Genomic DNA, 26,106 nt, shown 5'->3' on the forward strand with positions numbered 1-26,106 from the left:
ACCAAGCGCGACAGCGAGGACCAGCGATGACCACGCCTCCGACTCCGCAGCAGCAGCCGCAGGCGCAGCCCCAGCAGGCGTACGCACAGGCGGGCGCCCCGATGCAGGGGGCTCCGGCCCAGGGCGCCCCGATGCAGGGCGCCCCGACGGCGCCTCCGCCCGCGGCCCCCGCGCCGCCCTCCGCCTGGCAGCAGGCGATGGCGAACGCCTACACCTCGCCGATCCCGGTCAAGAAGACCCACCTCGGCAACGCCCTCTCCTCCGAGTGGACGAAGATCAAGTCGGTCCGCTCCACGATGTGGACCCTGGGCATCTTCCTGCTCCTGGTCATCGGCATCGGCCTGCTCGCCGTGGCCAACACCGAGCCGCGCGACTACGCGGACATGCCCTTCACCGTCCCGGCCTTCTTCGGCCTGATGCTGGGCCAGATCTGCCTGATCACGCTGGGCGTGCTCGTCACCTCGTCCGAGTACGGCACGGGCATGATCCGTACGACGTTCACCGCGTCGCCGCAGCGCTCCCGCGTCCTCACCGCGAAGATCCTGATCTTCTTCGTGGTCGCCTTCGTGGTGTCCGCCGGATCCATCCTCCTGGTGGGCCTCGCGGCGTCGGCCGCCAACAGCGGCCCGGAGGCGGGCGACCTCCCCTGGGCCGGGACGGTCTTCAAGGGCGGTCTGTACGTCTCGCTGCTCGGCGTGCTCGCGCTCGCCGTCGGCTCGATACTGCGACACTCCGCGGGCGCCATCACGGCGATGCTCGGCGTGGTGCTGCTGCCCGCGATCCTGGGCGGGTTCCTGATGATCTGGGAGAGCACGCAGCCACTCGGCGAGAAGATGAACGACTACAACGCCATCACGGCCCTCGCCAAGATCTTCGGCGCGGACGACACGGGCGCCAGCGGCGGCTCGCAGCTGACGCTGCTCGTCGTCGTCACGGCGGCCGCCGTCGCCGGTGCGTTCGCGCTCCTGGAGAAGCGCGACGTATAGCCGTGTGAGGCACAGCTCCGCGAGGCGCTAGTACCTCGGTGCGTTACGGGACCGCTGCACCCGCGTGGTGCGGCGGTCCTTCGCGTTCCAGCACGCCTTGTGCCAGTGCCTGCGCTCGTCGACGCCGGAGTGCTCGGGCCAGGCCACCACGTGCGCGAGGCCCGACGGGATCTCCTGGTCGCAGCCCGGGCAGCGGTACCGCTTGCCCGCCGCGCTCGCGCCCGCCACGTGGCGCACGCTCCACTCCTCGCCCTGCCAGCTCTCGGTGCTCTGGAAGCCGCCGTAACGACCCGAGGGCTCCGCGTCCGTGGACGTCTTCGGCTCTCCGGCGACCTTGGGGCGGTTGCGACGCGGGGACACGGAAACACCTCACGGGCTGTACGGCGGTCAGGGGTGTGACCAGCCTACGCGCCGCGCCGAGGGGTACCCGGCCCGGACGGACGGCCTCACCCCCCCCTCCGACGCGTGGAAAATCAAACAATCTTCCTGCCAGGCCGTGCCTTTGGCACGTGTCATGCGTTGTTGCCCGTAGGGGAGTGCCTGCGTCGGCGTCAAGGAAGCAGGAGTTCGATGCGTGTAGGTAGTTTTGTTCTGGCCGCGCAGTTCCCCGGACAGGGGCAGGGGGAGGCACTGCACCGGGCGGTGCGGTCCGCCGAGGTGGCCGAGGAGGCGGGACTCGATTCGGTCTGGCTCGCCGAGCACCACTTCGTGCCGTACGGCACGTGCCCGTCGGCGGTGACCCTCGCGGCGCTGCTCCTCGGGCGGACGCGGCGGATCCGCGTCGGCACGGCCGTGAGCGTACTCCCGACCGCCCACCCCGTGGCGCTCGGCGAGCAAACGGCCCTGCTGCACATGACGTCGGGCGGCCGCTTCTCGCTCGGCGTCGGACGCGGCGGCCCCTGGGTGGACCTGGAGGTGTTCGGGTCGGGCCTGGAGGCGTACGAGAAGGGGTTCCCCGAATCCCTCGACCTGCTGCTCCGGTGGCTGCGGGAGGCCCGTGTCGAGGGTCGCGGCGAGCGGTTCTCGTTCCGTGAGGTGGCCGTCGTGCCGCGCCCGCAGGAGGCCCTGAACGGCCAGGGCACGGCAGGCCCCGAAGTGGTCGTGGCCTGCACCTCGCCGTCCAGCGTGCGGCTCGCCGCGCAGCGCTGCCTGCCGATGCTCCTCGGCATGCACGTGGGCGACGACGAGAAGGCCGAAATGGTGGCCTTGTGGAATCGCCACGCACGTGCTGCGGGGCATACGCCGGAGGAGATTTCCACCGCCTCGCACGTCTCCGCCGGAGTCGCCCAGATCGCGGACCGGCGCCTGGACGCGGCAGAGACGTTACAGAAGGCGATGCCGGGGTGGCTGAAGCAGGGGCTGGACGCCCATGTGACGGTGGACGGCAGGCACCGTGCCATGCGAGACCCGGTGGCCTACACGGAACTGCTCTGCGGGCTGCACCCCGTGGGCACCCCGCAGGTCTGCGCCGACCGGCTCGCCGCCACCTCCGAGCGCACAGGCATCACCCGCTTCGCACTGCTCGTCGAAGGCTCGGGCGACCTCGCGGCCACGGAGGAGAACGTACGGAGGCTGGGCGCCGAGGTGCTGCCCCGACTCTGCTGAGACCCGGCCGAGGAGCTGCCGCTCCGGACTGAAACACCTCCCGCGTACGGAGCGGCAGCAACAGGCGTCAGCAGTCCCTGAGTTCAGGGGACTGGTTGAGGAGCTGACCTCGGATCGAGGTGAAGCGGGCAAGCCGTTCGTCCACCGACGGATCGAGCGGGAAGACTGCCACGCGGTGGCAGTTCTGGAATGCCAGACGCACCCCGAAATGCCGCTGCAGCGCACCGCGAATCGCGTCACTCGCGAGCGCACGCAGCAGCTGGCCACGTGCCTGCTCGTCCGGCGGCGGGGTCTGGTTGTCGGCGAACTCGCCGCCGTCGACCTTCAACTGGGCCACCAGGGAGCTGATCATCTCCCATGCGAAAGGCAGGGAGGTCCGGACGCAGTCGACGAATTCTGCTTCGTCCACCTCGCCTCGCTCGGCCTGTTCCAACAGTGCCGGTGAGACGTCGAGCGACATGGGTTCTCCTCTCGCACCCCCGGGGAGCGGGGGCCTACGGACAGGGATGGAGTCCGCCTACGCAGCGTGCACGGATGACGACCTCTAGCTTCTACGGTAGGCACCGGGCGGTAAGCGCACCAGGAGATTGGGCGCATAACCGGCCAGGATCGAACAGGCGCATCGACGGACAAGTCGCCTCTTCGGCGCGGGGGTGCCGGGAGCGGGACGGGCGAATCGCGCGCACCGCCCCGAGTCGAGTAGCGTTGCGCCCCATGCGTCTCGTCATTGCCCGATGCTCCGTGGACTACGCGGGCCGGCTCACCGCCCATCTCCCGTCGGCACCCCGCCTGATCCTTGTGAAGGCGGACGGCAGCGTCTCCATCCACGCGGACGACAGGGCTTACAAACCGCTCAACTGGATGTCTCCGCCCTGCACATTGAAGGAGGGGACCGGGGACGACGCCGGTGTGTGGACCGTCGTCAACAAGGCCGGCGAGAAGCTCATCATCACGATGGAGGAAGTCCTGCACGACTCCTCGCACGAACTGGGCGTGGACCCCGGCCTCATCAAGGACGGCGTGGAAGCACACCTTCAGGAGCTGCTCGCCGACCGGATCGAGACACTCGGCGAGGGATACTCGCTCATCCGTCGTGAATACATGACGGCGATCGGCCCGGTCGACATCCTCTGCCGCGACGCCGACGGGCAGACCGTCGCCGTCGAGATCAAGCGCCGCGGCGAGATCGACGGCGTCGAGCAACTCACCCGCTATCTCGAGCTGTTGAACCGCGACCCGCACCTGGCACCCGTCAAGGGCATCTTCGCCGCCCAGGAGATCAAGCCGCAGGCGCGGGTGCTCGCCACGGACCGCGGCATCGGCTGCACCGTCCTGGACTACGACGCGATGCGCGGCATCGAGGACGACAAGCTGCGGCTGTTCTGACCCCGCGGAGGCAGCCGCACACATACGCACACGCAGGACGTGCAGGAGGGCCGGGTCCATCAGGACCCGGCCCTCCTCCTTTCAGATCCGGTCCCGGATCCCGTCCTCAGGTCCTGTCCTCGGCCCCCGGGCCGCTCGCCGAGTCCGAGATGTCGGGCGAGGTCGGCGGAGAGTCGCTCTCGGGCGGTGTCGGCGGGGTCGTGGGCGGAGTGGTCGGCGGGTCCGTCGGGGGTGTCGTAGGCGGCTTCGTCGGCGGCTTCGTCGGCTTGGTCGGCTTGTCCGTGGGCTTGGTCGGCTCGTCGGTCGGCTTCGTCGGCTCGTCCGTGGGCTTCGTCGGGTCGTCCGACGGCTCGGCGCTGTCGCTCGGCTCGTCCGACGGCTCGCCGCTGTCGCTCGGCGTGGGACTGCCCGAGGTGTCGGAGACGCCGTCCTCGCCGGGGTCGTCGGCGCGGCTCGTGGAGTCCTTCTGCGGCTTGTCGGCGTTGAGGCCGTCGCCGTCGCGGTCCTCCTTCGCCGACTGCTCCGTGGTGACCTTGTCGCCCGGCGAGTCGTCGTTGCCGGACGTGGCGCCGAGCGTGACGACGGTGCCGAGGACGGCGGCGAGCAGGGCTCCCGCACCGGCCGCGACGAGGTTGCGCCGGGTGCCGCTGATGATGGAGCGGCGGCTCGGCGCGGGACCCGCCGCGGGGGCGGGCGTCACCCTGCTGGTGACCAGCGTGTCCGGCTCCGGGGGCGGTTCGGGCAGGGCGAACGCGGCCGGGATGCCGCTGGGCGGCGACGCCGATTCCTCGTAGCGCGCGTCGGGCACCTCTTCGCCCGCGGCCGTGCGCCCGCCGGGCAGTGCGCCACCCGAACGGTCGGCGACCAGGGCGAGGGCCCTGCGCCCGGAGATCATGCCGCGCTTGTCGGCGAGCGCACCGCGCAGCCCTATGGACGCCTCCAGCTCGGCGCGGGCCCGGTCGAGCTGCCCGCCGCAGAGCGCGAGGATCCCCAACTCGTGGTGGAAGTACGCCTCCTCGGCGACCTCGCCCGCGTTCCGCGCCGCCTCCTGGCCGGAGCGCAGGGCACGCTCCCAGGCGCCCCAGTCGAGCCCGCCGGCGAAGGCGGGCGCCGCGGTACGGGCGAGCAGCACGGCGGCGCCGCTCTCCGTGGCGACCAGGGCGGCGAGGGCGGCCTGTACGGCGTCCGCCTCGGCCGCGACCCGCTCCGGGGTGACCGAGGGGTGCCCGGACCACCAGGCGTAGTGCTGGGCGGCGCCCAGGGCGTACTCCGCGGCCTCCTCGGCGTACCCGACGGCCTCCAGCTGCGTACGGACTCCGGCGGCGAGGCGGTAGTGCGCGCCGACCGGGGTGACCAGGGCGCAGCCGACCAGCTCGGCGAGGGCCGCGTCGGCGTGGGTGTCGCCCACGAGGGCGGGCAGGTGGGCCTGGTGCGGCAGCTCGCCGCCGAGGGCGACGGCGAACTTCAGCGTGGCGCGGGCGGCCGGGCTGAGCCGCGAGGCGAGCAGGGCGGCGGGCGCGGCGCCGTCGGCGAGCGAGGGCAGCGGCACGTCGTGGCCGTCGGCGGCGAAGGGTGCGTCGACGGGGGTGTCCCCGAAGTAGCCGTTCTCCTCGAAGGCGTGCGGGTCGGCGCGGAGCTGGTCGCGCTGGCGGAGCAGGGCGCCCGCCTGGACGAAGCGCAGCGGCAGGCCCTCGGACTCGAACCACAGGTCGCCCGCCCAGTTGGCCTCCTCGTCGTCGAGGACGCGGCCGACGGCGCGCTCCAGGAGTTCGAGGCCGCCGCCGCGGCCGAGTCCGCCGAGGAAGACCTCTTCCAGGTGGGAGTCGGCGGAGGGCGCCGCCACGTCGGGCGTGGCGGCGATGAGGAAGGCGCATTCGGGTGTCGCGTCGAGCAGCTCGTCGAGGGCGGCGCCGCCGAATTCGAGGTCGTCCAGGACGACGACCGCGCCGATCTCGTGGACGTGTTCGAGGAGCTGGGCGCGCTCGGGGCGGTGCAGCGGCGCGTCGTGGACGGCGGCGAAGAGGTCGTGGAGCAGCTCGCCGGGCGTCCTGCGGTAGCCGGAGAGGCGGACGACACCGTCGGGCGCGAGGTCCGCGCAGTCGTCGGCGACGGCGTTCACGAGCGCTGTGCGGCCCGATCCGGCGGGTCCGGTGAGTCGCACCGAGCGGCCGCGCGCGAGGAGCCGTGCGAGGCGTTCGCGCTCCTCCTGGCGTTCGAGGAGCGGCAGCCTGGGCAGTGCGGGCCCGGGCGGCACGGGCGGCATCGAGGCGCGGCGCAGCTCGGCGCGATCGGCCGCGGTCCGTTTGGCGGGCGGCGCCGGCCGTTCGCCGGGCGGGCAGGGCTCGATCTCGCTGCCGTCGACAGGGTTGACGGTGAGCAGGAAGTCGCCCGAGACGAGCTGGACGGTGCGGGCCAGCGCGGGTGCCGGCTGGCCGAAGTCGGGCGTCATGGGATCGCGCGGCGTCCGACCGGAGCGCGCCGGGTCGGCCTGATCGGCCGGGTTCTCATGGGTGTGGTTGCCGTCGTGGCCGTACTCTTCAGGTCCCCGGTTCATCGGGTCCATGGTCCTAGCCCCCCAGATGCGTGGTGTGCAGAGCCCCCTCCGGCCTTCGTGCACACTGCGCTGTCGCTTCTGGTCCGGTGCCCCCGTGCGGGTCCGTATATCGGTGGGCGACCGAACCCTAGACCTTTGCTCAGTATCTACGGGAGGGCGGGGTACCGCCCCGTCCGAGACGTCACAGGTTCGTGAGGATTGTGCGCTCTCAGTGCGTGCTCAATGCCTTCTCGGTGCGCTCTCGGCCGTTCCGGCGGTGCCGGTCAGGCTCTGGGGAGCGATTCGACTCCGATGCCGCCCTCGATGGCGAGGATCCGGTGGAGCCGGGTCGCCACGAGGAGGCGCTGCATCTGCGGCGGCACATGGCGCAGGACGAGTCTGCGTCCGCAGCGGCCGGCGCGGCGGTGGGCGCCCATGATGACGCCGAGTCCCGTGGCGTCCCACGAGTCGAGTTCGGACAGGTCGAGCACCAGGTCGCCGGCGCCGTCGTCGACGGCCGAGTGCAGGACCGTGCGGGCGTCCGCCGCGCTGCGTACGTCGAGGCGTCCCCCGACGACCAGCTGGGCCTGGTCGCCCCTGATGTGCATATGCGCTCCCCGAGAGTGCTGTGTCTGCTGTGACGCCCGATACGTAAGGCGTCTGCGTATGTCACTGCAACTGACTGCCGCTTGGGTGCGGAAGTTGCCGTCTGTAAGCGAACCGATACCGAATTCACTCCGAGGGGTGACCCGCGGGGCGCCGAAGCGTCCAACGGGGCGTCAGACGGCGTACGTCAGTGCTGGTTCAGTGCTTGTAGAACCCCTGCCCGCTCTTGCGCCCGATGTCACCGGCGTCAACCATCCGGCGCATCAGCTCCGGCGGCGCGAACTTCTCGTCCTGGGACTCCGTGTAGATGTTTCCGGTGGCGTGCAGCAGGATGTCGACGCCCGTGAGGTCGGCGGTCGCGAGCGGCCCCATGGCGTGTCCGAAGCCGAGCTTGCAGGCGATGTCGATGTCCTCGGCGGTGGCGACGCCCGACTCGTAGAGCTTGGCGGCCTCGACGACGAGTGCGGAGATCAGACGGGTCGTCACGAAGCCGGCGACGTCGCGGTTGACGACGATGCAGGTCTTGCCGACGGACTCGGCGAACTCCCTGGTGCGGGCGAGGGTCTCGTCGCTGGTCTTGTAGCCGCGCACCAGCTCGCAGAGCTGCATCATCGGCACGGGCGAGAAGAAGTGGGCGCCGACGACGCGCTCCGGACGCTCCGTCACGGCCGCGATCTTGGTGATCGGGATGGCGGAGGTGTTGGAGGCGAGCACGGCGTCGTCGCGCACGATCTTGTCGAGCGTGCGGAAGATCTCGTGCTTGACCTCGAGCTTCTCGAAGACGGCCTCGACGACGATGTCCGCGTCGGCGACGGCGTCCAGGTCGGTGGTGGTCGTGATGCGCCCGAGCGCGGCCTCGGCGTCCTCGGCCGCGAGCTTGCCCTTGCTCACGAACTTGTCGTAAGACGCCTTGATCCCGTCGGTGCCGCGGGTCAGGGCCGCGTCGGTGACGTCGCGCAGGACGACGTCCCAGCCCGCCTGGGCGGATACCTGAGCGATGCCGGACCCCATGAGTCCGGCTCCGATGACGGCGAGCTTCCGTGCCACTGTTCCGACTCCCCTACCGCTTATCACGCTTGGCTTACACGCTGTTTACGTATGCCTCTTCGGCGCACGTTAGCGGTCGTGAGCGCGCATGTGTCCGTGAAGAGATGCGCGTCACGTCTCAGATGACGGACATCACACTGGTACGCGTCATTCGGCGGTGCGCGGCGCGTAGTTGAGGACCTTCTCGCTCAGCAGGTCCTCCATCTCGTCCAGCAGCGCGAGGGCTTCGCGGGACACCTCGGCGGGCTCGCGGCGCTTGGACATCTCGTCGCCGATCCACGCCATGAGGGTGCTCTGGACCCAGGAGAGCTGACCCGCGACGAGGCCGGGCAGCGGGTCGCCCGCCGCGGCCCCGGTCTCCTCGGCGAGGGTCTTCGTGAGCCGGTCGAGGGCTTCCTGCTGGATCGCCCAGAGCCGGGAGCGCAGGGCGTGCGCCTCGGTGATGACCTTCATGAAGTCGGCCCAGCCGGGGAAGAGCCCGATGGCCGGCGAGACGCCCTCCACGCCGGTGCGCAGCTCGCGCAGAACGGCGTCGGCGGCGGACTCCCCGTCGCGGCGGCCGCGCACATAGCGGGAGAGGCGGTCGATGACGTCGTCGCCCCGGTCGAGGAAGAGGTCCTCCTTGGCCGGGAAGTAGTTGTAGACCGTGTTGACCGAGACGTCCGCGGCGTCCGCGATCTCGGCGATGGTCACGGTGACGAAGCCGTGCTCCAGGAAGAGCCCGGTGGCGATGTCCGAGATCCGCTGCTTGGTCTGCCGCTTCTTGCGCTCCCTCAGGCCCTCACTCATGTCTCCCATCCTAGGGTCTCTGAACTTTTAGAGTAGCTACAACTTTTGGTGACGTTGCAAAATTTAAGTGACTCTGTTTTTGTGGTCGTCATGGCAATCATCAGCACCTCCGGGCTCGCCCGGACCTTCCAGACCAAGGGCGGCCCGGTCGAGGCCGTGCGCGGCATCGACCTGCGCGTCGAACCCGGCGAGATCCTCGGCTTCCTCGGGCCGAACGGCGCGGGCAAGACCACCACCCTGCGCATGCTGACCACGCTGCTCCCGCCCACCGGCGGCGCCGCCACCGTCGCGGGCTGCGACCTGGTGCGGGACCCCGCGGGCGTCCGCGAGAAGATCGGCTACGTCGCCCAGTCCGGCGGCGTGGATCTGAGCGTCTCCGTACGCGAGGAACTGATCACCCAGGGCAGGCTCTACCGCCTGACGAAGGCCCAGGCGGTGGCCCGCGCGACGGAGCTGGCGCACGACCTCGGCCTGACCGAACTGCTGGAGCGACCCTGCGCGGCGCTCTCCGGCGGCCAGCGCAGGCGGCTCGACATCGCCCTGGGGCTCACCCACCGGCCCGCGGTGCTCTTCCTCGACGAGCCGACCACCGGACTCGACCCGGGCAGCCGGGCCGACCTGTGGGAGCTGGTGCGGGGGCTGCGCGACGAGCACGGCACGACCGTCTTCCTCACCACGCACTACCTCGACGAGGCCGACGCCCTCTCGGACCGCCTGGTCGTCGTCGACAAGGGCGTCGTGGTCGCCGAGGGCACGCCCGGCGCGCTCAAACTGCGGTACGGCGGCTCGATCGACGCCACCCTCCAGGACACCTTCCTCGCCATCACCGGGCGGGACATCGCGTCCCCATCCACCACGGACACCGCCCCCGTCGCCGTCTGACCCTCACCACCCGGGACCCCCGCCATGCCTGCACTGCTCTTTGACACCGCGCTGATCTTCGGGCGGTACGCCCGGCAGACCCTGCGCTCCAAGTTCCAGATCCTCTTCGGCGTCCTCACCCCGCTCCTCTACCTCCTCTTCTTCGGCCCGCTGCTCACCGATCTGCCGCTCGGCTCGCAGGGCGACTCGTGGCAGGTGCTCGTGCCGGGCCTGCTGCTCCAACTCGGCCTGTTCGGCGCCACCTTCAGCGGCTTCGCGCTCATCATCGAGAAGCAGTTCGGCGTGGTGGAGCGGATGCGGGTGACCCCCGTGAGCCGTCTCGCGCTGCTCCTCGGCCGGATCCTGCGCGACGGCGCGCTCTTCGTCTTCCAGGCGGTGCTGCTCGTGCTCGCCGCGCTGGTGATGGGGCTCAGGGCGCCGCTCGGCGGCATCCTGATCGGCTTCGCGTTCGTGGGGCTGCTGACCGCGGGGCTCGCCTCGCTCTCGTACGCGCTGGCCATGAAGGTCGACAAGCCGCACGAGTTCGGCCCCGCCGTGAACGCGGTGAGCATGCCCTCGATGCTGCTCTCCGGCCTGATGCTGCCGATGGCGCTCGCGCCCGCCTGGCTGGACGTCCTCTCCCACTTCATGCCGTTCCGCTACCTCGTCGACGCGATGCGGGCGGGATACGTGGGCGACTACGCGACCACGACGATGCTGTACGGCGTCCTGATGGCGCTCGGCTTCGTCCTGCTGTCCGTGACGGTGGGCACACGTGTCTTCAGGAAGGCCGGAGCGTAACTAGGCTGGCCGCATGGTCAATCTGACGCGCATCTACACCAGGACCGGCGACCAGGGGACGACGGCCCTCGGGGACATGAGCCGCACCGCCAAGACCGATCTGCGGATCGCGGCGTACGCCGACGCGAACGAGGCCAACGCGGCCATCGGCACGGCGATCGCGCTCGGACAGCTCGACGCGGACGTGGTCAAGGTCCTCGTGCGGGTCCAGAACGACCTCTTCGACGTGGGCGCCGACCTGTCCACGCCGGTCGTCGAGGACCCGAAGTATCCGCCGCTGCGCGTCGAGCAGTCCTACATCGACAAGCTGGAGGGCGACTGCGACCGCTTCCTGGAGGAGCTGGAGAAGCTCCGCAGCTTCATCCTGCCGGGCGGCACGCCCGGGGCGGCGCTCCTGCACCAGGCGTGCACGGTGGTGCGGCGGGCCGAGCGGTCGACCTGGGCGGCCTTCGAGGTCCACGGGGAGGTCATGAACCCGCTCACGGCCACCTACCTCAACCGCCTCTCCGACCTCCTGTTCATCCTGGCCCGCACGGCGAACAAGGCGGTCGGGGACGTGCTGTGGGTGCCCGGCGGGGAGCGGTAGCGCTCACGCCCTCAGACCGGGGTCTTCTTCGGGAACAGCGTGTAGCTGAGCGCGATCAGGCCGTGGATGCCCGCCGTCCGCCAGGCCGTGTACATCCAGCTCTCCAGCGACGAGGTGCGGCTCGGGTCGTCGACGTACCACATGGCGAGCAGCAGCAGACCGCTCGCGACGGCCGCCGCGACGACGGTGCCCAGCCACACCTTGGCCTCGTGGAGCGCGCGCGGCCTGCCGTAGCGCGGCGGGCGCGGCACCGGCGTGCCGTCGAAGCGGTGCGCCGCGTGCCCGTCGAGCCACCGCACCGTCCGGTGGCCGTGGCCCACGGTGAAGCCGATGTACACCGCGGCGAGGCCGTGCTTCCAGCTCGGGTCGGCACCGTTCTTGAGGTCGACGGCGGTCACCACCAGGAGCAGCACCTCGAGGAGCGGCTCGCACAGCAGGAGCGCGATGCCCAGGCGCGGCATCCGCAGCAGGTAGCGGGCGGCGAGCCCGGCGGCCAGCAGCACCCAGAAGCCGACCTCGCAGATGATGATCAGCGCGACGATCACGGCGCTCTCCTCACGTTCACTTCCCCTGTCACCTCCAAGGCTCGCGTCCGGGCGGCCGGTGATCGTCGTCGCCAGTGACGAAGTGGCACTGCATCCTTCGATGTAGCGGCCGCACCGCCTGCGGGCGCGGTAGCCAGTTCGATGTAGTCGGCACCGGTCGGACTCCTCCCCCAGGACCAGGCAGGGGACCCGGTCCACCGTGTTGGATGGGGGGCATGGTCCTGCCCCTCGCCCGTCCGCACCGCGTCGATGTCGGCATCGCCTCGGTCAGCCTGCTCAGCGGTCTCGCGCTGTGGGCGCTCGGACTGCACGCGCAGACGGACCGGCCGCTCGGCGGCACCTGGGCACTGATCCCCCTGTGCGTCCTGGCGTGTCTGTCGCTGCTGCGGCGCTCAGCACCGCAGTTCGCCCTGTGCGGGGGCACGCTCGCGCTGGTCGCCGACCAGTTCACGGACGGCAACCTCGCCTCGATCATGATGTTCACGGACATCGTGTACGCAGCCGTCGTGTACGGCACACCGGCCGCCGCCCGGCGCATCCCTGTGACCACGGGCCTGATCACGGTGGCGATCACCGTCGGCTTCCTGGCCTGGTTCCAGAAGCCCCAGGCCATCCTCATCGGCCTCCTCGCCGGAGTGGTCTCCTTCGGCCCCGCCACCACCGGCGTCCTCGTGCGCAACCACCGCGAGGCCGCCGAGGCGGCGAAGCTGCGGGCCGAGCAGACCGCGCTGCTCGCCGAGATGGACCGGGTCCAGGCCGTCGGCGCCGAGCGCGCCAGGATGGCCCGGGAACTGCACGACATGGTCGCCAACCACCTCTCGGCGATCGCCATCCACTCGACGGCCGCGCTCTCCCTGGACGACCCGAAGACCAGCAAGGACGCGCTCGCCGTCATCCGGGAGAACAGCGTCGAGGGACTGGCCGAGATGCGCCGCCTCATCGGCATCCTGCGCGACCACACCGGCGACCTGGAACCCACGGCCGCGCCCACCCTGGACGGCCTGGCCGCCCTGGTCGAGGGCGCCCGCACGAACGGCCTCGACGTCACGCTCGACGACGCTCGCCCCGCGGACGGGCCGAAGCTGCCCGCGCCGGTGGGACTCGCGGCGTACCGCATCGTGCAGGAGTCCCTGACCAACGCCCTCAAGCACGCCTCGCCCGGTCGCGTCACCGTGGCCCTGGCCCAGCGACCGCGCGCCCTGACGGTCCGTGTGACCAGCCCGTACGGGGACCCCTCCGGGCCCCGCGCCCCCGGCTCGGGCGCCGGCCTCGTCGGCATGCGCGAGCGCACCGAACTCCTCGGCGGCACCTTCGAATCGGGCCCCGAGAGCAGCCCCGACGGCAAGGTCTGGAACGTCGTCTCGACCCTGCCCGTCGACCCCGCGGACGAAGGAGCCAAGGAATGATCCGGGTGCTAGTCGCCGAAGACCAGTCAGCCGTGCGCGCGGGACTCGTGCTGATCCTGCGCAGCGCGTCCGACATCGAGGTCGTCGGCGAGGCGGCGGACGGCGAGGAGGCCGTCGCGCTCGCCCGCGAGCTCCGCCCCGACCTGGTCCTGATGGACGTACAGATGCCGCGCCTGGACGGGGTGTCGGCGACCCGGCAGGTCGTCGCCGAGGGCCTCGCGGACGTGCTCGTGCTGACCACCTTCGACCTCGACGAGTACGTGTTCGGGGCGCTGCGGGCGGGCGCTTCCGGGTTCCTCCTGAAGAACACCGAGGCGAAGGACCTCCTCGAAGGCGTCCGCACGGTCGCCCGCGGCGAGGGGCTGATCGCCCCGGCCGTCACCCGCCGCCTGATCGCCGAGTTCGCCGCACCGGCGAAGCCCGTGCGGGGCGAGAACGCGCCGGACCCGGCGATCCTGGACTGCCTCACGCGCCGCGAGCGCGAGGTCCTTTCCTGCATCGGCGAGGGGCTGTCGAACGCGGAGATCGCGACCCGTCTCGCCATGGCGGAGGCGACGGTGAAGACGCACGTCAGCCGGATGCTGGGCAAGCTGGAGCTGCGCAGCCGGGTGCAAGCGGCCGTCCTCGCGCAGGAGTTGGGCGTCTGAAACGGAACCCGGGCCGCCGGACCGGCGCGAACCAGCCACTGGTAGAGACCTCTTGACCGCTGGTCCAGACCTTTCTATTCTCACCGCACTGCGGTGAGCACTCCCCCACGTGTCCACGTGCTCACGGGCGGCGCAGGGTCCAAACCCCTAAGACCCCCGGAACTCACGCGAGGAGCACTCGTGCGCTTCACGACGAACAGCACACGCCCGAGACTCAGACTCAGACACAAAGCAGTGGCGGGAGTGACGACCCTGCTTCTCCCGCTCGCCACTCTGGTCGCCCTCGGCGGCCCCGCCGACGCGGCCCCCGAAGCCGCGTCCGAGGCCACCGCCACGTTCGCCAAGACCCAGGACTGGGGCAGCGGCTTCGAGGGCAAGTGGACGATCAAGAACACCGGCACCACCAGCATCAGCTCCTGGAACGTCGCCTGGGACTTCCCCTCCGACACCAAGGTGACCTCGGCCTGGGACGCGACCGTCACCAACTCGGGGAACCGCTGGACCGCCAAGAACCTCGGCTGGAACGGGACGCTCGCCCCCGGCGCCTCGGTCTCCTTCGGATTCAACGGCACGGGCCCCGGCGCCCCCTCGAAGTGCGAGCTGAACGGCGCCAGTTGTGACGGCGGCAGCGTGCCCGGCGACAAGCCGCCGAGCGCCCCCGGCGCCCCGACGGCCTCCGGCATCACCGACACCTCGGTCAAGCTCGACTGGAAGGCCGCCACCGACGACAAGGGCGTCAAGAACTACGACGTCCTGCGCGACGGCGCCAAGGTCGCCACGGTGACCGGGACCTCGTACTCCGACACGGGCCTGACCAAGGGCACCGACTACTCCTACACCGTCCAGGCCCGCGACACCGCCGACCAGACGGGCCCCGCCAGCGAGGCCGTCAAGGTCCGCACCACCGGCGGCGGCGACCCGGGCCCCGGCCCCGGCGACAAGGTCAAGCTGGGCTACTTCACGGAGTGGGGCGTCTACCAGCGCAACTACCACGCGAAGAACATCGCGAGCTCCGGCTCGGCCGGCAAGATCACGCACATCAACTACAGCTTCGGAAACGTCCAGGGCGGCAAGTGCACCATGGGCGACTCCTACGCGGCGATCGACAAGGCCTACACCGCCGACCAGAGCGTCGACGGCGTCGCCGACACCTGGGACCAGCCCCTGCGCGGCAACTTCAACCAGCTGCGCAAGCTCAAGGCCAAGTACCCGAACATCAAGATCCTCTGGTCCTTCGGCGGCTGGACCTGGTCCGGCGGCTTCACCGACGCCATGAAGAACCCGGCGGCCTTCGCCAAGTCCTGCCACGACCTGGTCGAGGACCCGCGCTGGGCCGACGTCTTCGACGGCATCGACCTGGACTGGGAGTACCCGAACGCCTGCGGTCTGTCCTGTGACTCCTCGGGCCCGGCCGTCTTCAAGAACATGATGCAGGCGTTCCGGAACGAGTTCGGCACCAAGAACCTGGTCACCGCCGCCATCAGCGCGGACGGCTCCGACGGCGGCAAGCTCGACCTGGCCGACTACGGCGGCGCCTCGCAGTACGCCGACTGGTACAACGTGATGACGTACGACTTCTTCGGCGCGTGGGACGCCAAGGGACCGACGGCCCCGCACTCGCCGCTCACGTCCTACTCCGGCATCCCGAAGGACGGCTTCAACTCCGCGGCCGCCATCTCCAAGCTCAAGGCCAAGGGCGTGCCCTCCGCCAAGCTCCTGCTCGGCATCGGCTTCTACGGCCGCGGCTGGACGGGCGTCACCCAGAAGGAGCCCGGCGGCACGGCCACCGGTGCGGCGCCCGGCACGTACGAGGCGGGGATCGAGGACTACAAGGTCCTCAAGAACTCCTGCCCGTCCAACGGGACCGTCGCCGGCACGGCCTACGCCCACTGCGGCACGAACTGGTGGTCCTACGACACCCCGGCCACGGTCCGCGCCAAGATGACCTGGGCCAAGGACCAGAAGCTCGGCGGTGCGTTCTTCTGGGAGTTCAGCGGTGACACGGCCAACGGTGAGCTGGTTTCTGCGATCAATGACGGCCTGAAGTAGTCCCGGCCGTCTCCCACAGACGAAGCCGGGAAGACAGGATCGCCCCCTGTCTTCCCGGCTTCTCCATGTCACGCAACTGCGGGACGGCTCTGGCTGGTCGCGCCCGCGCGGCGGAGCCGCATATGTCAGAGCCCCGCGCCCCTGGGGAGACTGCGGCTAGGCCACGTTCACCCGCTGGCCGGGAGGCGCCGCCTCCAGCCAGGCCAGGAAACCCGTGAGCGCGTCCTCGCTCATCGCCAGTTCGAGCCGGGTGCCGCGGTGCTGACAGCCGAGCACGATGGCGTCGGAGAGCAGGGCCAGCTCCTCCTCGCCGTCCGGGGCGCGACGGTCCACGACCTCGATGGCGGAGCGCTCGAGAACCCGGCGGGGCCGGGGAGCGTAGGAGAAGACGCGGAACCACTCGACGCGGTCACCGTTGTAGCGGGCGACCCCGTACCCCCAGCCCTTGCCGGAGGTGTCGCCCTTCTCCGGGGCGTCCCACCGCAGGCTGCAGTCGAAGGTGCCGCCGGAGCGCTGGATCAGCCGGCGCCGCAGGCCGAAGACGAAGAGCCCCACCAACACCAGCACGATCAAAGCAAGTCCGCACACGAGCAGAGTGAGGATCATCGGCACCGACCTCCTCGCCTCTACTGTCGGTCGAAGGACCGACAACGGACCAATACATTGCACCCGCATTGCCTCAGCCGCGACCCGGTCCGGATTGTTCCCGGACCTGGCCGCGGCTGAGTCACGTTACGCCGCGCGCTGGGGTCAGCGCGTCGCCACCGCACGCAGTCGGACGTCGGCGCGACGCTCGGCGGAGGCGTCGGCCTCCGACTTCGCGCGCTCCAGCGCCCGCTCCGCACGCTGGACGTCGATCTCGTCGGACAGCTCCGCGATCTCGGCCAGCAGCGACAGCTTGTCGTCCGCGAAGGAGATGAATCCTCCGTGGACAGCGGCCACGACCGTGCCGCCGTCACTCGTACGAATGGTCACCGGGCCCGATTCCAGCACACCGAGCAGCGGCTGGTGACCGGGCATGACGCCGATGTCGCCGGACGTGGTGCGCGCGACGACCAGGGTGGCCTCACCGGACCAGACACTGCGGTCCGCTGCGACCAGCTCGACATGCAGCTCAGCAGCCAAGGGTGGCTCCTCGGGTCACCACCCGGCGGTTCAGCCGGGTGTTGGGTCAAATTCTAGTGGGCGTACGAAGAGGGGCGGGACACGGCCCCCGCGCGGGGTGCCCCCGCCCCTCTCCGGATCGAGCTACCGAGCTCAGGAGACGCCGAGCTCCTTGGCGTTCTTCTTGAGGTCCTCGAGACCACCGCACATGAAGAAGGCCTGCTCGGGGAAGTGGTCGTACTCGCCGTCGCAGATCGCGTTGAAGGCCGCGATCGACTCGTCGAGGGACACGTCCGAGCCGTCCACACCGGTGAACTGCTTGGCGGCGTGGGTGTTCTGGGACAGGAAGCGCTCCACGCGACGGGCACGGGCGACGACGAGCTTGTCCTCTTCGCTCAGCTCGTCGATACCGAGGATCGCGATGATGTCCTGGAGGTCCTTGTACTTCTGCAGGATCGTCTTGACGCGCATGGCGGCGTCGTAGTGGTCCTGCGCGATGTAGCGCGGGTCCAGGATGCGGGACGTGGAGTCCAGCGGGTCCACGGCCGGGTAGATGCCCTTCTCCGAGATCGGACGGGAGAGCACCGTCGTCGCGTCGAGGTGGGCGAACGTGGTGGCCGGGGCCGGGTCGGTCAGGTCGTCCGCGGGGACGTAGATCGCCTGCATCGAGGTGATCGAGTGACCACGGGTCGACGTGATGCGCTCCTGGAGGAGACCCATCTCGTCGGCCAGGTTCGGCTGGTAACCCACCGCGGACGGCATGCGGCCGAGCAGGGTCGAGACCTCGGAACCGGCCTGCGTGAAGCGGAAGATGTTGTCGATGAAGAACAGCACGTCCTGCTTCTGAACATCGCGGAAGTACTCCGCCATGGTCAGACCGGCCAGGGCGACGCGCAGACGCGTGCCCGGCGGCTCGTCCATCTGGCCGAAGACCAGCGCGGTCTTGTCCAGAACGCCGGCTTCCTCCATCTCGACCATGAGGTCGTTGCCCTCACGGGTGCGCTCGCCGACACCGGCGAAGACGGAGACACCGTCGTGCAGCTTGGCCACACGGACGATCATTTCCTGGATCAGAACGGTCTTGCCGACACCGGCACCACCGAACAGACCGATCTTTCCACCCTTGACGTACGGGGTGAGAAGGTCGACGACCTTCAGGCCGGTCTCGAACATCTCGGTCTTGGACTCGAGCTGGTCGAAGGCCGGGGCCTTGCGGTGGATCGTCCAGCGCTCGGCGTCCGCGACCGACGAGGGCTCGTCGTTCAGGACCTCACCGAGGGTGTTGAACACACGGCCCTTGGTCACGTCGCCGACCGGCACCGAGATGCCCTTGCCGGTGTCGGTGACCGGGGCCTGGCGGACCAGGCCGTCGGTGGGCTGCATCGAGATCGCGCGGACCACGCCGTCACCCAGGTGCTGGGCGACCTCGAGGGTCAGCGTCTTCTTCGCGCCCTCGGTCGACGGGTCGTCGACCTGGACGTGCAGGGCGTTGTAGATCTCCGGCATCGCGTCGACGGGGAACTCCACGTCGACGACCGGGCCGATGACCCGGGCGACGCGGCCCGTGGCAACGGCCGTCTCAACAGTGGTCGTCATTACTTGTCACTCCCCGCGGTCGCGTCGGCCAGCGCTGCTGTGCCGCCGACGATCTCGCTGATTTCCTGGGTGATTTCGGCCTGGCGGGCCGCGTTGGCAAGCCGGGAGAGGCTGTTGATCAGGTCTCCGGCGTTGTCGGTTGCCGACTTCATCGCGCGGCGCGTGGCGGCGTGCTTGGAGGCAGCCGACTGGAGCATCGCGTTGTAGATACGGCTCTCGACGTACCGCGGCAGCAGGGCGTCGAGGACGTCCTCCGCCGACGGCTCGAAGTCGAACAGCGGAAGGATCTCGCCCTTGGCGGACGACTCCTCCGCGACCTCTTCGAGGCTGAGCGGCAGCAGGCGGCTGTCGATGGCCGTCTGCGTCATCATCGAGATGAACTCGGTGTAGACGATGTGGATCTCGTCCACGCCGCCCTCAGCCGTCTCCTTCTCGATGGCCTCGATCAGTGGCACCGCGACGTTCTTGGCATCCGCGTACGAAGGCTCGTCGGTGAAGCCCGACCACGATTCCACGACCTTGCGCTCGCGGAAGTTGTAGTGGGCCAGACCGCGGCGGCCGACGATGTACGTGTCGACCTCCTTGCCCGCTGCCTCGAGGCGCTCGGTGAGCTGCTCCGCGGCCTTGATGGCGTTGGAGTTGAAGGCGCCGGCCAGTCCGCGGTCGCTCGTGAGGAGCAGCACCGCGGAACGGGTCGCCGTCTCCGGCTCGGTCGTCAGCGGGTGCTTCGTGTTCGAGCCAGTGCCGACCGCCGTGACCGCGCGGGTGAGCTCGGTCGCGTACGGCGTGGAGGCCGCCACCTTGCGCTGCGCCTTGACGACACGCGAGGCGGCGATCATCTCCATCGCCTTGGTGATCTTCTTGGTCGCGGTGACGGATCGGATGCGACGCTTGTAGACCCGGAGCTGGGCTCCCATGAGTCAGGTCCCTTCCTTACGTCACTTGGCAGCGGCGGGGGCGTCCTCGCCGAGAAGCTTCCCGTCCGAGGTCTGGAACTGCTTCTTGAACGCCGCGATCGCGTCGCCGACGGCCTGAAGCGTGTCGTCCGACATCTTCCCGCCCTCCTTGATGGAGGTCATGAGGCCCTTCTCGCTCTGGTGCAGGTACGAGAGGAGCTCACGCTCGAAGCGGCGGATGTCGTTGACCGGCACCTCGTCCATGCGACCGGTGGTACCGGCCCACACGGACACGACCTGGTCCTCGGTCGCCATCGGCTCGTACTGCGGCTGCTTCAGCAGCTCGACCATGCGCTGACCGCGCTCCAGCTGAGCCTTCGACGCGGCGTCCAGGTCGGAACCGAAGGCGGCGAACGCCTCCAGCTCACGGAACTGGGCGAGGTCCACACGGAGACGACCGGAGACCTGCTTCATCGCCTTGTGCTGCGCGGAACCACCGACTCGGGAGACGGAGATACCGACGTTCAGCGCGGGGCGCTGACCGGCGTTGAAGAGGTCCGACTCCAGGAAGCACTGGCCGTCGGTGATGGAGATGACGTTGGTCGGGATGAACGCCGACACGTCGTTCGCCTTGGTCTCGACGATCGGCAGACCGGTCATCGAGCCCTTGCCCAGCTCGTCCGAGAGCTTCGCGCAGCGCTCGAGCAGACGCGAGTGCAGGTAGAAGACGTCACCCGGGTAGGCCTCGCGCCCCGGCGGGCGGCGGAGCAGCAGGGACACGGCGCGGTAGGCGTCGGCCTGCTTCGAGAGGTCGTCGAAGATGATGAGGACGTGCTTGCCCTCGTACATCCACTGCTGGCCGATGGCCGAGCCGGTGTACGGCGCCAGGTACTTGAAGCCGGCCGGGTCGGACGCCGGGGCGGCGACGATGGTCGTGTACTCCAGGGCGCCGGCCTCTTCGAGGGCACCGCGCACGGAGGCGATGGTGGAGCCCTTCTGACCGATGGCGACGTAGATGCAGCGCACCTGCTTGTTCACGTCGCCCGAGCGCCAGTTGTCGCGCTGGTTGATGATCGTGTCGACGGCCAGGGCGGTCTTGCCGGTCTGGCGGTCACCAATGATCAGCTGACGCTGGCCACGGCCGATCGGGGTCATCGCGTCGACGGCCTTGTAGCCGGTCTCCATCGGCTCGTGCACCGACTTGCGCTGCATGACCGTGGGGGCCTGCAGCTCAAGGGCGCGACGACCGCTGGTCTCGATCTCGCCGAGGCCGTCGATCGCGTTGCCGAGCGGGTCGACGACGCGGCCAAGGTAGCCCTCGCCGACCGCGACCGAGAGGACCTCGCCGGTACGGCTGACCGACTGGCCCTCCTCGATGCCGCTGAACTCACCGAGGACGATCGAACCGATCTCGCGCTCTTCCAGGTTCAGCGCGAGACCGAGGGTCCCGTCCTCGAACTTCAGCAGCTCGTTGGCCATGGCCGAGGGCAGGCCCTCGACCTTCGCGATGCCGTCGCCGGCAAGGGTGACCGTACCGACCTCCTCGCGCGAGGCCGCGTCCGGCTTGTACGCCTGGACGAAGTTCTCCAGCGCGTCCCGGATCTCCTCCGGCCGGATCGTGAGCTCCGCCATCTGGGTTCCCTGCTCTCCTTGTTGGGCCCGAAAGTTTTCTTGGGGGTCTGGGGTCAACCCCCAGGAATCCTCTGCACGGCCCAACTAGGGCCGTAGGTCGTACTGTGTTGCTCTTACTGGCCGGCCACGCGGCGGCCGGCTTCCTCGATGCGGTCCGCGATGGAGCCGTTGATGACCTCGTCGCCCACCTGGACCGTGATCCCGCCGAGGACCTCGGGGTCCACGTCGAGGTTCAGGTGCATCGGGCGTCCGTACACCTTGGCCAGGGCGTCGCCGAGACGCTGCTTCTGCCGGTCCGAGAGCGGAACGGCGGAAGTGACGACGGCGACCATCCGGTTGCGACGGTCCGCGGCCAGCTTGGAGAGGGACTCGAGTCCGTCTTCCAGGCTACGTCCACGCGGCGCGGTCACGAGGCGCTCGACGAGACGCTCCGTGACGTCGGCGGCGCGACCGCCGAGCAGGCTGCGCAGCAGCTCGCTCTTGGCCGTGCCGGTCGCGGCGCGGTCCGTCAGCGCGGCCCGCAGCTCGGTGCTGGACGAGACGATCCGGCCGAACCGGAAGAGCTCGTCCTCGACGTTGTCCAGGGCGCCGGACTTCTGCGCACCGGTCAGGTCGGCGAGGTTGGCGAGCTCCTCCAGGGCGTCCACCAGGTCACGCGACTGCGACCAGCGCGAGCGCACCATGCCCGCCACCAGGTCGGCGGCCTCGCCGCCCACCTGTCCGGAGAGCAGGCGGCCCGCGAGCTCGGCCTTGGCCTCGCCGGACTGCGCCGGGTCGGTCAGGACCCGACGCAGCGAGACCTCGCGGCTGAACAGCGCGGTGACCGCGGCGAGCTCGTCCGCGAGCTGCTTCGCGTCGACCGAGGTGCTGTCCGTCAGCGCGTCGAGGCGCTCGCGCGCGGCGGCCAGGGCCTCGCGGCTAGCTCCGTGCGCTGTCATCGAGCAGCCTCGGCCTTCTCCTCGAGCTCGTCGAGGAAGCGGTCGATGGTGCGGCTCTGCCGGGCGTGGTCCTCCAGGGACTCGCCGACGAGCTTGCCCGCCAGGTCGGTGGCCAGCTGGCCCACGTCCTGACGCAGCGACTGCGCGGCGGCCTTGCGGTCGGCCTCGATCTGCGCGTGACCGGCGGCGACGATCTCCTCGCGCTGACGCTGGCCCTCGGCCCGCATCTCGGCGATGAGCGTGGCGCCCTGCTCCTGCGCCTCCTGGCGCAGACGCGCGGCCTCGTGCCGGGCCTCGGCGAGCTGAGCCTTGTACTGCTCAAGAACGCTCTGGGCCTCGGTCTGAGCGGCCTCGGCCTTCTCGATACCGCCTTCGATCGCCTCCCGGCGCTCTTCCAGAACCTTGTTGATGTTCGGGAGGAGCTTCTTCCAGAAGAAGAAGAAGACGATGGCGAAGGCGATGGCGCCGACGAGCAGCTCAGGACCCGGCGGGACGAGCGGGTTCTGCTCCTCCTCGGCCGCCAGCTGAACCAGGTTGGCGATCACATCAGTGCCTTTCGTCGAAAAGTGTCAGTAAGAAGCGCTTACTTACCGAACACGAACGGCATAACGATGCCGATGAGGGCGAGCGCCTCACAGAAGGCGAAGCCCAGGATCTGGTTGGCGCGGATCAGACCGGCGGCCTCGGGCTGGCGGGCCAGGGCCTGGGTGCCGTTACCGAAGACGATGCCGACGCCGATGCCGGGGCCGATCGCGGCGAGACCGTAGCCGATGGAACCGAGGGAGCCGGAGACGCCAGCGGCGAGTTCGAGGGTCGCGGACATGCCGTTACTTCCTTCTCTTTCATGGGCCGGTGGGGGTTGGCCACCGGACGTTCTGGGGGTGTGGAGGGGCGGGTGCTCAGTGGTGCTCGGCGAGCGCGCCCTGGATGTACGAGCAGGCGAGGAGTACGAAGACGTACGCCTGGACGGCCTGAACGAAGAGTTCGAAGAGGATCATGACCATGGTCATCACGAAGGAGACACCGGCGGCCGGGATCATGTAACTGTTCAGCAGGTACCAGGAGGCGACGGTGAACATCACCAGCATCAGGTGACCGGCGAACATGTTGGCGAAGAGTCGCACGGCGTGCGTGAAGGGACGCACCAGCAGGTTCGAGAAGAACTCGATGAACGACACGAGCCACTTGATCGGGCCGAGCGAGTTGTCGTAACCGGTGACGTTCTTCCAACCGCCGACGAAGCCGTGGCGCTTGAAGGTCAGGGACACCCAGATGACGTAGACCAGGAGCGCGAGCACTGCCGGGTAGGCGATGACCGAGGAGACCGGGAACTGCGACAGCGGGATCACGGACCAGATGTTCATGATCCAGATGAAGAAGAACAGCGAGACCATCAGGGGGACGTACTTCTCGCCCTCCTTCTTTCCGAGGGTCTCGTAGACGATGCCGCGGCGTACGAAGTCGTAGCCGGCCTCACCGATCATCTGCAGCTTGCCCGGAACCATCTTGGCCTTGCCGAACGCCACGTAGAAGAAAGTGACGACGACGAGCGTGGTCAGCAGGGCGAGCAGCATGACCTTGTTGAACTCGAACCCGCCGACCGTGAAGATCGGCTTGAAAAGGAACGAGTGCAGGCCAGGAGCCGGGAAGCCACAGCCGTTGTCGGACATGATCCGACAGCTCCACTCAAAGGCGAGCTCAGTTTGGTCAGCACTCACCGCGGGCTCCTTCGGCGTGACGCATAGGTACGGCAACCTCGTTGTCGTGTCGGCGCGGCACGCGGCCGCGAGTCGGCACCGGACTGGTGTTTCGGAAGTGTGAGCGGCGTTCAGGCATCGAGCCTCGCGATCGTGCAGGCGTCAGCTCAGATGCCCGCGCCCGCAGTGCCGCAGTTGGCACCGGACGATAGCAGCATCTCGAACGGCCATTTATCCCGCCCCTACCCTTCACGTCGACGACCCCGACTTCTCCGGCTTGTCCTTCTTCTCGGAGTCGCCGTGGGAGTCGGGATCGACGTAAAGGATCTTGGCTTTCATGTGCGCGCGGGCCTGCGACGCCATCCACGCGACGGTGGCCACCACAAGTCCGACGGCGAATGTCTTCGGGTTGAACAGAGTCGTGTCCTTGAAGATGGCCACGAAGAAAAGCAGCAGCAGGAGTTGGGCGACGTAGAGCATCAGCCCCATCGCCTGGAACAGCTGCGGAAGCGATTTGGCCGTCCGCTGGAGGACGAACAGTCCGAGCCCCATGAACGCGATGACGACCAACGTGCCGACGACCGCTCCGATCGCCCCCTTGCCACCGGCAACGACACCGCTGACCGCGGCGACGATCGCGCCGACGGCAGCCGTGGGCACGGCGGACTGAAGGAGATTTCGGGCGTCTTGAGACGGCATGGCGGCAGCTCCGCTTACTGATGGGGGCAGGGTGTCGTCATGGACGAGCGTAGACCCGGGTCGAGGGGGTCCCTCGGGCCAATGGACCGTCGCACTACGGCCCTTCGGCTCTATCCCGGGATCTCGTGAACCGTATCACAAACTATTTGATGAGGTCTTTACCTGTTAGGTGTGCCGACTGTCACACATGAGAAGTAATCCGCGCGTCTGTGCATCCGGAGCGTCAGTTTGTCTGGTAATGGAGCGTTTTCGGGTCACGCGTCAACGTGACGAACCGGCTTCCCGCCGTTCCTGGAAGCGCGAACGAGCGCCGATCGCGGTCGCTCCGTTGACGCCCGCCGGGACCGGAGTCTTCTTCTGCGACTCCGGACCGCCGGGCGCCTGCCCGTCCTCGTGCGCCCCATGCATCGCCTCCTGGGCGGCGAGCCCGGCGGCCGCCCGGCGACGGCGGTAGCGCGGCGGCACGAAGGCCTCCGCCCACCGCGGCGTGCGCGGCGTGAAGCGCGGCAGCAGGAGCAGCACGAGCCCGAGCGCGCTGAGCGCGACGATCAGCAGCAGGATCCACACGCTCGTCGAGTGCACCGAGTAGGCGACCGTGCCGAAGGCGATGAGCGCCGACCAGAAGTACATGATCAGCACCGCGCGGCTGTGCGAGTGGCCGATCTCCAGGAGCCGGTGGTGGAGGTGGCCGCGGTCCGCGGCGAACGGCGACTTGCCGTTCCAGGTGCGCCTGACGATCGCGAGGACCAGGTCCGCGAAGGGGATCGCGATGATCGTGAGCGGCATCAGGAGCGGGATGAAGACCGGCAGCATCGCGTGTGTGGCGTCGCGGCCGGTGCCGAAGTTCAGCTTCATCGCGGCCGGGTCGACCTGTCCGGTGACGGAGATCGCGCCCGCCGCGAGGACGAGCCCGATGAGCATCGAGCCGGAGTCGCCCATGAAGATCCGGGCGGGGTGCATGTTGTGCGGCAGGAAGCCGAGGCACATGCCCATGAGGATGGCGGCGAAGAGCGTGGCCGGGGCCGCGGCCTCGATGCCGTAGCCGTACCAGATCCGGTAGGCGTACATGAAGGACGCCGCCGAGGCGATGCACACCATGCCCGCGGCGAGGCCGTCGAGGCCGTCGACGAAGTTCACGGCGTTGATCGTGATGACGACCAGCGCGACGGTCAGCAGGGTGCCCTGGCCGGACGTCAGGGAGACCGTGCCGACACCGGGGACCGGGATCCACAGGATCGTCAGACCCTGCATGACCATGACGCCCGCGGCGATCATCTGACCGCCGAGCTTGATCAGCGCGTCGATCTCGAACTTGTCGTCCAGGACACCGATCAGCCAGATCAGCGCCGCACCGGAGAGCAGCGCACGCGGCTCGTTGGAGTTCTCGAAGACCGCGTTCAAGTTCGGCAGGTGATCCGCGACCAGCAGGCCCGCGCACAGGCCGAAGAACATCGCGATGCCCCCGAGCCGGGGTGTGGGTTCCCTGTGGACGTCGCGGGCGCGGATCTCCGGCATGGCGCCGGCCACGATCGCGAACTTCCGCACCGGGCCGGTCAGCAGGTAGGTCACCGCGGCCGTGATGCAGAGCGTCAGCAGGTATTCACGCACGGGCTTCCCCACAGGTCTCGCTGGCCATCTCAGCCCCACACCCTAGCTTTGCGCGCATACGGTTGGGGACTTCCGGGTAGCGACGATGG

The 26,106-nt window shown here is 69.4% G+C and carries 27 protein-coding genes; 9 read left to right on the forward strand and 18 right to left on the reverse strand.

Annotated elements, in window-relative coordinates; translation table 11 throughout:
* Window positions 1-101 precede the first annotated feature (101 nt).
* Window positions 102-986 carry an ABC transporter permease gene (locus AOK03_RS07520; RefSeq protein WP_425264361.1) on the forward strand — a complete coding sequence of 295 codons (885 nt, stop codon included), beginning with the start codon at window positions 102-104 and terminating at the stop codon, window positions 984-986.
* A 27-nt stretch (window positions 987-1,013) separates the two neighbouring features.
* Here the strand turns inward: AOK03_RS07520 and AOK03_RS07525 are convergent, their stop codons facing one another.
* Window positions 1,014-1,346 (reverse strand): hypothetical protein, encoded by a 333-nt coding sequence (locus tag AOK03_RS07525; protein ID WP_055564390.1) that lies wholly within the window; start codon window positions 1,344-1,346, stop codon window positions 1,014-1,016.
* A 210-nt stretch (window positions 1,347-1,556) separates the two neighbouring features.
* On the opposite strand from AOK03_RS07525, the gene AOK03_RS07530 reads away from it, so the two are divergent.
* Window positions 1,557-2,591: an LLM class flavin-dependent oxidoreductase gene (locus AOK03_RS07530; protein WP_055564391.1), complete on the forward strand. Its 1,035-nt coding sequence runs from the start codon at window positions 1,557-1,559 to the stop codon at window positions 2,589-2,591.
* A 67-nt stretch (window positions 2,592-2,658) separates the two neighbouring features.
* On the opposite strand, the gene AOK03_RS07535 is transcribed toward AOK03_RS07530, so the two are convergent.
* Window positions 2,659-3,051, reverse strand: a complete 393-nt coding sequence (locus tag AOK03_RS07535) for an SCO5389 family protein (protein ID WP_023538618.1) — start codon at window positions 3,049-3,051, stop codon at window positions 2,659-2,661.
* Between the two features lie 254 nt (window positions 3,052-3,305).
* On the opposite strand from AOK03_RS07535, the gene nucS reads away from it, so the two are divergent.
* Window positions 3,306-3,977 carry an endonuclease NucS gene (gene nucS / locus AOK03_RS07540; RefSeq protein ID WP_055564392.1) on the forward strand — a complete coding sequence of 224 codons (672 nt, stop codon included), beginning with the start codon at window positions 3,306-3,308 and terminating at the stop codon, window positions 3,975-3,977.
* Window positions 3,978-4,083: 106 nt separating this feature from the next.
* Here nucS and AOK03_RS07545 read toward each other — a convergent pair whose 3' ends face one another.
* The 4 genes from AOK03_RS07545 to AOK03_RS07560 form a co-directional block, all read right to left on the reverse strand.
* On the reverse strand, window positions 4,084-6,540 hold the full coding sequence (locus AOK03_RS07545) for an ATP-binding protein (RefSeq protein ID WP_079074546.1): 2,457 nt from the start codon (window positions 6,538-6,540) through the stop codon (window positions 4,084-4,086).
* A 254-nt stretch (window positions 6,541-6,794) separates the two neighbouring features.
* Complete coding sequence (locus AOK03_RS07550; protein ID WP_030792181.1) at window positions 6,795-7,118, reverse strand: STAS domain-containing protein; 324 nt, start codon at window positions 7,116-7,118, stop codon at window positions 6,795-6,797.
* 196 nt (window positions 7,119-7,314) lie between these two features.
* On the reverse strand, window positions 7,315-8,163 hold the full coding sequence (locus AOK03_RS07555) for a 3-hydroxyacyl-CoA dehydrogenase family protein (protein ID WP_055564393.1): 849 nt from the start codon (window positions 8,161-8,163) through the stop codon (window positions 7,315-7,317).
* Window positions 8,164-8,310: 147 nt separating this feature from the next.
* Window positions 8,311-8,952, reverse strand: a complete 642-nt coding sequence (locus AOK03_RS07560) for a TetR/AcrR family transcriptional regulator (RefSeq protein ID WP_055564394.1) — start codon at window positions 8,950-8,952, stop codon at window positions 8,311-8,313.
* Window positions 8,953-9,042: 90 nt separating this feature from the next.
* Between AOK03_RS07560 and AOK03_RS07565 the strand changes: the two genes are divergently transcribed.
* The 3 genes from AOK03_RS07565 to AOK03_RS07575 are packed head-to-tail and all read left to right on the forward strand — an operon-like array spanning window position 9,043 to window position 11,200.
* Window positions 9,043-9,834, forward strand: a complete 792-nt coding sequence (locus AOK03_RS07565) for an ATP-binding cassette domain-containing protein (protein WP_055564426.1) — start codon at window positions 9,043-9,045, stop codon at window positions 9,832-9,834.
* A gap of 24 nt (window positions 9,835-9,858) precedes the next feature.
* Complete coding sequence (locus AOK03_RS07570) at window positions 9,859-10,614, forward strand: ABC transporter permease (protein ID WP_055564395.1); 756 nt, start codon at window positions 9,859-9,861, stop codon at window positions 10,612-10,614.
* A 13-nt stretch (window positions 10,615-10,627) separates the two neighbouring features.
* Window positions 10,628-11,200, forward strand: coding sequence for a cob(I)yrinic acid a,c-diamide adenosyltransferase (locus tag AOK03_RS07575; protein WP_055564396.1), 573 nt, complete (start codon window positions 10,628-10,630; stop codon window positions 11,198-11,200).
* Between the two features lie 11 nt (window positions 11,201-11,211).
* On the opposite strand, the gene AOK03_RS07580 is transcribed toward AOK03_RS07575, so the two are convergent.
* On the reverse strand, window positions 11,212-11,745 hold the full coding sequence (locus AOK03_RS07580; RefSeq protein ID WP_055564397.1) for a hypothetical protein: 534 nt from the start codon (window positions 11,743-11,745) through the stop codon (window positions 11,212-11,214).
* 215 nt (window positions 11,746-11,960) lie between these two features.
* Here AOK03_RS07580 and AOK03_RS07585 point away from each other — a divergent pair, with 215 nt between their 5' ends.
* The 3 genes from AOK03_RS07585 to AOK03_RS07595 all read left to right on the forward strand — a co-directional run bounded on the left by AOK03_RS07585 (window position 11,961) and on the right by AOK03_RS07595 (window position 15,847).
* Window positions 11,961-13,151 carry a sensor histidine kinase gene (locus tag AOK03_RS07585; RefSeq protein ID WP_055564398.1) on the forward strand — a complete coding sequence of 397 codons (1,191 nt, stop codon included), beginning with the start codon at window positions 11,961-11,963 and terminating at the stop codon, window positions 13,149-13,151.
* A complete protein-coding gene (locus AOK03_RS07590; protein WP_055564399.1) occupies window positions 13,148-13,798 on the forward strand; it encodes a response regulator in 651 nt (216 codons plus the stop codon). The genes AOK03_RS07585 and AOK03_RS07590 overlap by 4 nt, the downstream gene beginning before the upstream one ends.
* Before the next feature lie 180 nt (window positions 13,799-13,978).
* Window positions 13,979-15,847, forward strand: a complete 1,869-nt coding sequence (locus AOK03_RS07595) for a glycoside hydrolase family 18 chitinase (protein ID WP_055564400.1) — start codon at window positions 13,979-13,981, stop codon at window positions 15,845-15,847.
* Between the two features lie 156 nt (window positions 15,848-16,003).
* On the opposite strand, the gene AOK03_RS07600 is transcribed toward AOK03_RS07595, so the two are convergent.
* The 11 genes from AOK03_RS07600 to AOK03_RS07650 all read right to left on the reverse strand — a co-directional run bounded on the left by AOK03_RS07600 (window position 16,004) and on the right by AOK03_RS07650 (window position 26,017).
* The gene (locus AOK03_RS07600; RefSeq protein WP_055564401.1) at window positions 16,004-16,453 is read right to left on the reverse strand and encodes a DUF2550 domain-containing protein; all 450 of its coding nucleotides are present in this window, start codon (window positions 16,451-16,453) and stop codon (window positions 16,004-16,006) included.
* Window positions 16,454-16,597: 144 nt separating this feature from the next.
* Window positions 16,598-16,972 carry a F0F1 ATP synthase subunit epsilon gene (locus tag AOK03_RS07605; RefSeq protein WP_055564402.1) on the reverse strand — a complete coding sequence of 125 codons (375 nt, stop codon included), beginning with the start codon at window positions 16,970-16,972 and terminating at the stop codon, window positions 16,598-16,600.
* A 132-nt stretch (window positions 16,973-17,104) separates the two neighbouring features.
* Entirely contained in the window at window positions 17,105-18,547 is a 1,443-nt protein-coding gene (gene atpD, locus AOK03_RS07610) for a F0F1 ATP synthase subunit beta (RefSeq protein WP_055564403.1), read from the reverse strand.
* Window positions 18,547-19,464, reverse strand: a complete 918-nt coding sequence (locus tag AOK03_RS07615) for a F0F1 ATP synthase subunit gamma (RefSeq protein ID WP_055564404.1) — start codon at window positions 19,462-19,464, stop codon at window positions 18,547-18,549. Before AOK03_RS07615 ends, atpD begins: the two co-directional genes overlap by 1 nt.
* A 21-nt stretch (window positions 19,465-19,485) precedes the next feature.
* A complete protein-coding gene (gene atpA / locus AOK03_RS07620) occupies window positions 19,486-21,075 on the reverse strand; it encodes a F0F1 ATP synthase subunit alpha (RefSeq protein WP_055564405.1) in 1,590 nt (529 codons plus the stop codon).
* Between the two features lie 113 nt (window positions 21,076-21,188).
* Entirely contained in the window at window positions 21,189-22,013 is an 825-nt protein-coding gene (locus tag AOK03_RS07625) for a F0F1 ATP synthase subunit delta (RefSeq protein ID WP_055564406.1), read from the reverse strand.
* Window positions 22,010-22,558: a F0F1 ATP synthase subunit B gene (locus AOK03_RS07630; protein WP_055564407.1), complete on the reverse strand. Its 549-nt coding sequence runs from the start codon at window positions 22,556-22,558 to the stop codon at window positions 22,010-22,012. Before AOK03_RS07630 ends, AOK03_RS07625 begins: the two co-directional genes overlap by 4 nt.
* Before the next feature lie 38 nt (window positions 22,559-22,596).
* On the reverse strand, window positions 22,597-22,836 hold the full coding sequence (gene atpE, locus AOK03_RS07635) for an ATP synthase F0 subunit C (protein WP_055564408.1): 240 nt from the start codon (window positions 22,834-22,836) through the stop codon (window positions 22,597-22,599).
* A gap of 76 nt (window positions 22,837-22,912) precedes the next feature.
* Entirely contained in the window at window positions 22,913-23,731 is an 819-nt protein-coding gene (gene atpB, locus AOK03_RS07640) for a F0F1 ATP synthase subunit A (RefSeq protein WP_482255758.1), read from the reverse strand.
* 228 nt (window positions 23,732-23,959) lie between these two features.
* A complete protein-coding gene (locus tag AOK03_RS07645; RefSeq protein WP_055564410.1) occupies window positions 23,960-24,409 on the reverse strand; it encodes a Cg1360 family ATP-synthase-associated protein in 450 nt (149 codons plus the stop codon).
* Window positions 24,410-24,670: 261 nt separating this feature from the next.
* Entirely contained in the window at window positions 24,671-26,017 is a 1,347-nt protein-coding gene (locus AOK03_RS07650; protein WP_055564411.1) for an MraY family glycosyltransferase, read from the reverse strand.
* Between the last annotated feature and the right edge of the window lie 89 nt (window positions 26,018-26,106).

The sequence above is a fragment of the Streptomyces atriruber genome (assembly GCF_001418325.1).
Taxonomy (GTDB): domain Bacteria; phylum Actinomycetota; class Actinomycetes; order Streptomycetales; family Streptomycetaceae; genus Streptomyces; species Streptomyces atriruber.